The following is an 8,580-nucleotide window of genomic DNA, read 5'->3' as shown; positions in this document are numbered from 1 at the left end:
GCCGCCGCGACATTACCTGATCGAAATGCCGAACGGGCAACCCTGAAGCGGATCGAGAACGGGCTCCGAATGGTGACGGTGCCGCTGCCGCATCTTGCGGGGCTCGCTGCGGCGGTGCGCGTCAGTCTCGACTGGCGCGTACCCACCATGGGCATCTTCGCCTCGGGTCGCCTGATCGCCAATCCCGGATTCACAGCCAGACTCAAGGACAACGAGCTGGTCTTTGTCCTGGCGCACGAGCTCCTTCATCTGGCGCTTCGCACGCACGACCGGGCCCGCGGTTCCGGCCGGCTCGAGTTTAACTACGCGCACGACTACATCATCAACGACATCCTGCGGAGCGAGTTGGGCTTTGCCACCATCCCCGCCGGCGGTCTCGACATGCCGGGCGCGCGCGAACGCTCGGCCGAAGACATCGTCATCGAAATGCGCCGCAATGCCGACCTGATGCGTTCGCGCACAAAGGTCTGGGAAGGCAAGGATGCTTCCGTGCGTCAGGCGCTCGGCCAGGGACAAGGCGGCAGCGAACCCGGCAACGACGATGCCGGCGACGTGCTCGGCGACAAGACCGAGCGCGAGATGTTCCCTGCCGATGCGCAGGACCAGGCGCAGCAGAAAGCCGCGATCGACGACATCATCGCGCGCGGGCAAGCGCTGGCAGCAGCCATCGGCAGGCAGAATGCGCGCGGCACCGTGGGCGGAGGCATGAGTGCGCAGGTGTCGGCGCAGCGCGGTCGTCTGCGGCCCGCGTGGCAACAGGCGCTGCAACGCTGGATCGAGTGCTCGTCCGCGGGTGAACGAACCTTCGCACGCCCGTCACGACGCGGCGCAGAGCGTACCGACGTCGTGATGCCCGGTCGGATGCGGACGTCGTGGATGCTCAATGTCGTGCTTGATACCTCGGGATCGATGGTCGACGACATTCCGCTTGCGCTGGGCGCGATCGCAGACTTTTGCGACGGCGCCGGCGTCGATCAGGTTCGCGTCGTTCAATGCGACGCTGCCGTCACCGCCGACGAGACCGTTTCGCCGGAGGAGCTTGCGACCTATGCCGTGCGCGGCTTTGGCGGAAGCGACCTGTCGCCCGCGATGCTGACGCTCGCCGACGATCCGCTCATACGCGCGGCCGTTATCATCACCGATGGCGAGATCGCCTTCCCCGCCGAGCCGATGCCCTACGACGTGCTGTGGGTCCTGCCGCGCGCCGCCGCGTTCAATCCGCCATATGGCCGGGTCATTGCAATGGATGGGAGCAGATCATGAAGGTCGTGCAGGAGCTGGTCGCGTATTTCGACCGGCGCGGACAATTGTCGAAAAAGGAAGTCCGGCAATTGCTCGACAAGGGCTATCTCGCGGCCGACGCGCCGCCTCATATGCTCGAACTCGGCAGCTCCGTGGGAGCGAGCTTCTACTTCCGCGTGAAGGGCGAGACCGAGGGCCCGCTCTGGGGCACCGATGTCTACACAAGCGACTCCGCGCTTGCCGTTGCGGCGGTCCATGCCGGTCTCGTCAAGCCAGGGGACAGTGCGGTGATCAAGGTGACCGTGGTCGCCGCCCAGACGACCTATCAGGGCTCGGTGCGAAACGGCGTCACCAGTCACGACTTCGGCCGTTACGGCAGCGCCTACCGGCTGAGTGGCATCTAGTAGCAATTCCCGCTCAAACTGCACGGTTCCGAAAAGGCGTCCTTAACTACACTCCGAGGCTGCAGTTTGCATCAACCACCGGGAAACGCCGAGCCATAATACTACGCTGCCGGGAACACACTACGCTGTTGGGAACGAATGGCGTGATGGAAATGAGCGGCATTCTGGCGGACCTTTCCAGCGACCTTAGCTGGCGCTCCGTCGTGTTGATGACGAGCGTCTGCGCTTCCGCGAGCCTGCTCGTCATCTATATCCTGCGCCGCGGTCAAGCGGCCACCGGCGGTGCGCGCACCTGCTGGATATTGGCCGGTGGCGCAGTGCTGGGCTGCGGGATCTGGGCGGTCTATTTCATGGGGACTCTTCTCCATGAAGCCAGCGGCGCAGCCCCGAACGCAACGCCAACAACTCTTTCGCTTGCCATCGTGGGCATCCTCGCAGGCGTCGGCCTTTGGCAAGCGATCGATGCTCCCGCGCACTGGCGTGCCTTTATTGCCGGCGGCTTCATAGGGGCGGCAATTACGGCGGCATCGCAGATCACCATGATCGCGGGTCCGATGTCGCCGAACATGACGTGGTCATCCGGCCTGATATTTGCGTCATCCGCGCTCGGAATGTCGCTCGCCGCCGCGGCTCTCGTGATTGCCGGAGACGAAAACACCGTCAGGAGAAATATTGCCGCAGCGCTGGTGCTCGCGCTCGCGATACTTTCGCATCAGCTCGCTGCGGTCGGCATGGCTGCCATCAATTCAGAGACACTAGATGCCGAATTGCTCAACTCCGCAACTGTGGTGACCGTGGCGCTGGCAGCGATGGCACTGGTGACCATCGCTCTGCTCGGCGCTCGCGCCAATGCGCAGATGCGCGAGCGCGATCGGAGACTCAATCTCGCCATCAATGCCATGTCGCGGGGATTCTTGCTCTTCGACGGCAATGAGCGGATCATCTCCTGCAATGACCGATATCTTCAGATCTACGGTCTGGACAAGGGCGTCATTAAGCCGGGCATGTCCCTTGACAGCCTGATCCGGCATCGGCTGGAGAAAGGCACGCGGCTGAAAGACCGCGAAAGGTACAAATCGGATTTTCACGCCATCCGGTCGCTCCGGGAAACCTCGACAACACAGATCGAGTTGGAGGACGGGCGAACCATATCGATGACCAACACGCCGCTTCCGGACGGAGGCTGGCTGGGCATCCATGAAGACATCACCGAGCGGCTTCATTTTGAAGCCTCCCTCGAAGCAGCGCGCGTCGAAAGGGAGAAAGCACACAGAAGGCTTATGGAAGCCTTCGAAGCAGTCCCGGTCGGGCTGTCGATGCTTGATGCGGACAATCGTTACGTATTGTGGAACAGCCGCTTCTCGGACATCTATTCGGACGTCGCCGACCTGCTCGCACCGGGACAGCGGTTCGAAGACGTCGTTCGCGCCAGCATATCGCGCGGCCAGCATCCAGGTTTCCGAGGCAGTGAGGAGCAATGTTTGATTGAGCAGCTCGCGCGACTCAGCGAGCCGAACAACTCACATGAACAGCATCTGTCCGGCGACCGCTGGATCCGTGTCGAGGACCGGCGCATGTCGGACGGCGGGACCATCAGCGTCCGTGTCGATATCAGCGACATAAGACGCCGCGAGGAATCGTTTCGCCTGCTCTTCGAGGAAAACCCGACGCCCATGATCGTCTACGACCGGGAGACGTTGCGTCTGCTCGCGGTCAATGACGCCGCGCTTGCCCAGTATGGATATGACCGTGACGTCTTCCTCTCGATGACTGTCCTCGACATCCGGCCGCCGGAAGATCGCGAAGAAATCCGTCGCATCATCTCGGCTCCCGAATTCAAGCCGGTACAAGGCCGCATTCGACGGCATCTCAAGGCCGATGGCTCATTGATCGAAGTCGCGATCTACAGTCGCGCACTGGACTACCAGGGACGCCCCTCCTGCATCGCAACAGCGATCGACCTGACCGAGCTCAGGCGGATCGAAAGCGATGCGCGCAAGACCAGAGACTTCCTGAATGCGATCATCGAGCATGTGCCATCGATCATTATCGTCAAGGACGCGCAGGACCTGAGCTACGTTCTGGTCAATCGCTCGGCCGAACAGTATTTCGGATTGTCGCGCGACAACATCATCGGCAAAACGTCGAACAACGTTTTCTCGAAAGCGGCAGCGGATCTGATCAATGTTCAAGATCAGCAATTGCTGAAGACGCGTTCTCCGCAAGTGACCGGAGACTATCCGATCCAGATGCCCAATGGCGAGACGCGCATCGTCTCTTCCACCCGCCTTCTGATCCTCGGCGAGGACGGCGAACCGAAATATCTCGTAACCGTCATTCAGGATCGCACCGAAGCCAAGGACGCTGAAGCACGCATCAGCCATATGGCGCATCTCGCGCACCACGACCCGTTGACCGACCTGCCTAATCGCGCATTGTTCAACAAGCACTTTGCATCGACCATCGAATCCGCATCGCTGACCGGCAGCCGGTTCGCCTTGATGTGCATCGACCTGGACCGCTTCAAGGATGTCAACGATCTGTTCGGTCACGGTGTTGGCGACGCGTTGCTGCGTGAAGTCTCGCGTCGGCTTAGAACCGCTGCCGCGGACTCCTTCGTGGCCCGCCTCGGTGGCGACGAATTCGTCGCAATCACGGCGGCGGATGCGGCCGAGACAATCGCTCAACGCATGCTTGCTGCGGTTACCGCGGAAGACCTGGAAATCGACGGCCAGCGGCTTGCTGTCGGTCTCAGCATCGGCATTGCAACCTTTCCTGACCAAGGCGCGGACGCTTCTGTCCTGCTAGCGAATGCCGATGCGGCACTATATCAGGCCAAGGCCGCCGGCCGCGGCACGGCGTGCTTCTTTGGCACCGATTCGCAGATCTCTCGGTTACGGACCCTGCAACACGAAATGGCGAGCGTCGACCTGAGCAGCGTGGATGGCTGCAAGAAATTCCGGGGTCCGGTTCTGTGCGCGGGCGACCTCATTCAGCGTCCATAGCGACGCGCCGATGCTTTTTTGGAGATTGCGGCAAAAATCGATGCTGCGCGCTTGACTTGGCGTGGGGTGAGATTTAAGTCCGCCCCACTCCCGATCACGGGGGCGTAGCTCAGTTGGTTAGAGCGCCGGCCTGTCACGCCGGAGGCCGCGGGTTCGAGTCCCGTCGCTCCCGCCATTTGACCTTGATGGTCAATGGCTTATCAGAGTTTCCAAGCGCTTTCCGCGTCATCAGACGTCCGCCCGGAACGCCTTCTTAATGGCCCCGTGAGCAAGAAGTCCTTGCGGCACAGGCTTTTCCCGTTGCATCCGACCCCCAAAAATGCTCTGGAGCCTTATAAACAGGGCGTTTCCGGCGAGTCTCGAATCGTCTAAACGCCACAACCAGTGGTTTTTTTCTCGTTACGGCGCTTGATGAAGAGGAGGGCCAATCATGGCTGACAAGAAGCCGGCGACAGCTCCGACCGTTACCCTGAAGCATCTCGCGGCTCAGTTGGCCGAAGAGCACCAGTTGTCCAAGAAGCAGAGCGAAGCTGTCTTGGGCGATCTCGTGACCCAGATCACCAAACACCTCAAGAAGGGCGACCGCATCCGCATCGGCGGTCTCGGCATCCTGCAGGTGCGCAAGCGCGCCGCCCGTATGGGACGCAATCCCGCAACCGGCGAACAGATTCAGATCAAGGCATCCAAGAAAGTCGCATTCCGCGCCGCCAAGGAATTGAAAGAAGCGATCTGACGTCGCTTCGTAAGTCTCAATTGAGTTGGACAATGCGCGTCGGCCCCGGCCGATGCGCATTTTCTTTTAGCGTCGAGCCGTAATCAGCGACGTGGAACGGCCGCGCCGTCCAATATCGCGAGCGCACCGGGAATTCCGTCCAGTTCAGCCCGGTGAAGCCACACGCGCGCTTCGGCGCGATCGACAGGCCCTCCCCGTCCCTGTGCCAGAGCAGCCCCGTACGCAAGGCGGTCGTGAGCATCGCCAAGTTCAGCCGCGCGCTTCAGCGCTGCGCGCGCCACCGCCTGCAGACCCGCGTGCGTTTGACTGAGGAGAGACACCGCGAGATCACGGGAGAAGTCCGCCGGCGCTGCTGCGATCGACCGCGCATACCAATGCTCTGCTTCCTCCATGCGGCCCTCTGCGTGCAGGAACCGAGCAAGATGAGCGGCGCCACGGAAGCAGCCGCGGCTCCCGGCGCGGCGATACCATCGGATCGCGGAGGGAATGTTGATTCCTCCAACCCAGCCAAACTCCCTGTATCGGCCAATCATGTTCATCGCCTTGGCATTGCCCTGGCGCGCCGAACGCACAAGCAGGCTCAAGGCCGTCCGCAACTCACCCGGCGTCGGATCATCGCGCAGCATGAGCGTCGCCAGATTGAACTGAGCCCAGTGATGGTTTTTTGCGGCCGCACGCTGGTAGCAGATGCGCGCCTGCTCACGATCCACTGCGGTGCCCCACCCCAGTTCGTGGCAGCGGCCGAGCATGTTGATGCCGTCCAGGTCTTGCGCGGCGGCAGCGATGCCGAACCATCGCAGCGCAGCGCTGGGATCCTGTGCGACGCCATGCCCGTCCAGCAGCATCTGCCCATATGTCACCTGTGCGGTGCTGTTGCCGCCGATCGCCGCCGCATAAGCGATGCGCGCCGCTTGTTCCGGGCCCGCCGCGATGCGTGCGCTCAGTTCGTCGGCGGACAGTTTCAGCAGCGACGTGTAATAGAGCGGGTCGTTGTTGGCCTGCGAGGACACGAAGGCCCTCAAAGCTCGGCCCAGCGCCGCAGAAGATTGTGGTAATGGCTGACGAGTGCGACAGAAGCGCTCTCATGATCACCCAGCCGGCGCCGCACTTCTATTATCGCAAGATCGAGATCGTAGAGCATCGTTCGCTTGCCATCGTCCTTGACCATCGATTGGGTCCAGAAGAACGATGACCAGCGACTGCCGCGCGTGATCGGGGTCACGTTGTGCAGGCTTGTCGCCGGATAGACGACCATGTCGCCGGCCGGCAGCTTCACCGAGTGCGAACCGTAGGAATCGTCGATGACAAGCTCGCCTCCGTCGTAATCGGATGGCTCCGTCAGGAACAGCGTCGACGACACGTCCGCTCGCATGCGGATGCCGGTATGCGGGATCATCCGGATCGCGCCGTCGACATGCGAGTCGAATTTCATGCCGGCGTCATATCGATTGAACAACGGCGGAAGCACGCGAAATGGCAATGCCGCCGAGTTGAATGTCGGATTTCGGCCGAGAGCTTTCAGGATGATGTCGCCGGCCTTCATTCCGGCGGGCGATCCCTCAGTGATCTGGAGGTTGAATTTCGCAGTCGCCGCCTGATCGCCCGCAGTCGCCTTGCCATCGATCCAGGCTTCCGCCTCGATGATAGTGCGGACCTCGCGGAGTTCGTCCGCCGTCAGAACATTCGGAATGTGAACGAGCATATCCTCATGCACTCACAGAAAAAATGACAGGCGAGCGAGACCGGGATGCCGGTCTCGCTCGCCATCTTCAACGCTGATCGGGGCGTTATGTCCCGATCAGCCCTTTCGATTACCACCTCACGCCGCCGGTCAGCGTGATGGTACGCCCTGCACTCACAACGGCGCGGGTACCGAAGGCGGAGTCGTACGTCACTTCGTCCATCAGGTTGTAGACGTTCAGCGCGATCCGGTACTTGTCCTTCTCATAGGAGGCCAAGAGATTGACCGTCACCTGATCGGGCACTTCAGCCGACCCCAACGAGTTCACGAAATAATGGCTGGTATAGAACATACCACCGCCGACGAGCAGCTTGCCCGGGATGTTGAACATCGGCGCGATATCATATGTCGTCCAGAGCGACGCAGAATTGAGCGGCACAAACGACACGCGGTTGCCGATGGTGTACTGCGCGTTGAGCGGAGCCGTAAGGATCTCGCTGTTCATATACGCGTAGGCTGCCTGCACGTCCCATCGATCGGTGATCTTGCCGGTTAATCCGAACTCGACACCCGACACACGTTGGGTCTCGCCCGTCTCCACCACGCTGCCGCTTACCGGGTCGATCTGAACTGCATTGCTCTTGGTGACCTGGAACCAAGCCGCAGTGAATCCGAGTTTGCCGTCCAGCATGCTCCATTTCAGGCCGGCCTCCCACATGTCGTTCTGTTCCGGCTGCAAGGTGGCATTGTTGATGGGGTTGAGGTCCATCGCAACATACTGACCGGCGAGGTTGGAGTAAGACCGCGCCCAGCTCACATAATACATCTGCTGCTTGGTCGGCTCCCAGATCGCGCTGGCCTTCGGACTGACGAAATCGGTTTCACTGTTCAATTGGGGCAGCAATGCCCCGCCAAGAGCGGTCGTTTGATATTTGGAATCAAACCGATCCCAGCGTGCTCCGCCGAGTATCGAGAACTGCTCAGTGAACCAGACCCGATCGCTGCCAAAGACGCCGAGATTGAACGAATCCGCGTTCTTGATGCCACTGGCGAGGTACGGATTCACGAACACCGAACCCATATAATAATAGTTCGGGTTCAGGATCGTACCGGCAACCTTCGATGGGCTGCTTGTGACTGCGAACCTCGTATCCTTCTGGTTGTTGATATCGAGGCCAGAGATGAACTCGTGTCGCAGAGAGCCGGTATGGAATTTGGCCACCGCGGTCGTGATGTTTTGCCCGCCGTGCGTGTTCTGATCGTACCCGCCTCCGGTCGCGGTTCCGCCCGTGAACCCGTAAGGGACATTCAGATTGCCGGATGGAACAGCGTCGCCGCAAGTGGCGATCGCGCAATTGGTGGCTGTAAACGCCATGAAACGATCATAATAGGCAAAGCGCGTATCGTTGTAGATGGTCAGCCAGTCCGTCACTTCCGACTTGAACCGGGCAGTGAACATATCGACGCTGGTGCGGTCATTGTCGGTTTGCACGCCATAGAACAGCTCGCGCGGCA

7 protein-coding genes and 1 tRNA gene are annotated in these 8,580 nt (G+C 60.9%); 5 read left to right on the top strand and 3 right to left on the bottom strand.

The window, feature by feature from the left end; genetic code table 11:
* The 5 genes from VNZ93_RS23410 to VNZ93_RS23390 form a co-directional block, all read left to right on the top strand.
* Window positions 1-1,263 (top strand): DUF2201 family putative metallopeptidase (locus VNZ93_RS23410; RefSeq protein ID WP_325711152.1); only part of this gene is annotated, 1,263 nt, incomplete at its 5' end.
* Entirely contained in the window at window positions 1,260-1,646 is a 387-nt protein-coding gene (locus VNZ93_RS23405; RefSeq protein ID WP_325711149.1) for an LCCL domain-containing protein, read from the top strand. The genes VNZ93_RS23410 and VNZ93_RS23405, both read left to right, overlap by 4 nt.
* Window positions 1,647-1,798: 152 nt before the next feature.
* Window positions 1,799-4,651 (top strand): PAS-domain containing protein, encoded by a 2,853-nt coding sequence (locus VNZ93_RS23400; RefSeq protein ID WP_325711146.1) that lies wholly within the window; start codon window positions 1,799-1,801, stop codon window positions 4,649-4,651.
* Between the two features lie 98 nt (window positions 4,652-4,749).
* Window positions 4,750-4,826: transfer RNA gene (locus tag VNZ93_RS23395), tRNA-Asp, on the top strand.
* Window positions 4,827-5,081: 255 nt separating this feature from the next.
* Entirely contained in the window at window positions 5,082-5,384 is a 303-nt protein-coding gene (locus tag VNZ93_RS23390) for an HU family DNA-binding protein (protein ID WP_325711143.1), read from the top strand.
* An 83-nt stretch (window positions 5,385-5,467) separates the two neighbouring features.
* Here VNZ93_RS23390 and VNZ93_RS23385 read toward each other — a convergent pair whose 3' ends face one another.
* From VNZ93_RS23385 to VNZ93_RS23375, 3 genes are all read right to left on the bottom strand, one after another.
* Window positions 5,468-6,394 (bottom strand): tetratricopeptide repeat protein, encoded by a 927-nt coding sequence (locus VNZ93_RS23385; RefSeq protein ID WP_325711140.1) that lies wholly within the window; start codon window positions 6,392-6,394, stop codon window positions 5,468-5,470.
* 8 nt (window positions 6,395-6,402) lie between these two features.
* Complete coding sequence (locus VNZ93_RS23380; protein ID WP_325711137.1) at window positions 6,403-7,086, bottom strand: Fe2+-dependent dioxygenase; 684 nt, start codon at window positions 7,084-7,086, stop codon at window positions 6,403-6,405.
* 109 nt (window positions 7,087-7,195) lie between these two features.
* The coding region (locus tag VNZ93_RS23375) for a TonB-dependent receptor (RefSeq protein WP_325711134.1) at window positions 7,196-8,580 on the bottom strand (1,385 nt) is incomplete at its 5' end.

This window comes from Pseudorhodoplanes sp. (genome assembly GCF_035565795.1).
GTDB lineage: Bacteria > Pseudomonadota > Alphaproteobacteria > Rhizobiales > Xanthobacteraceae > Pseudorhodoplanes.
The sequence above is the reverse complement of the archived record's forward strand: the minus strand, read 5'-3'. Positions and strand labels throughout refer to the sequence as shown.

Excerpts from the sequence above, each read along its gene's own strand:
- VNZ93_RS23405 (WP_325711149.1), top strand. The coding sequence starts at position 1,260 with ATGAAGGTCGTGCAGGAGCTGGTCGCGTATTTCGACCGGCGCGGACAA.
- VNZ93_RS23400 (WP_325711146.1), top strand. The coding sequence starts at position 1,799 with ATGAGCGGCATTCTGGCGGACCTTTCCAGCGACCTTAGCTGGCGCTCC.
- VNZ93_RS23390 (WP_325711143.1), top strand. The coding sequence starts at position 5,082 with ATGGCTGACAAGAAGCCGGCGACAGCTCCGACCGTTACCCTGAAGCAT.
- VNZ93_RS23380 (WP_325711137.1), bottom strand. The coding sequence starts at position 7,086 with ATGCTCGTTCACATTCCGAATGTTCTGACGGCGGACGAACTCCGCGAG.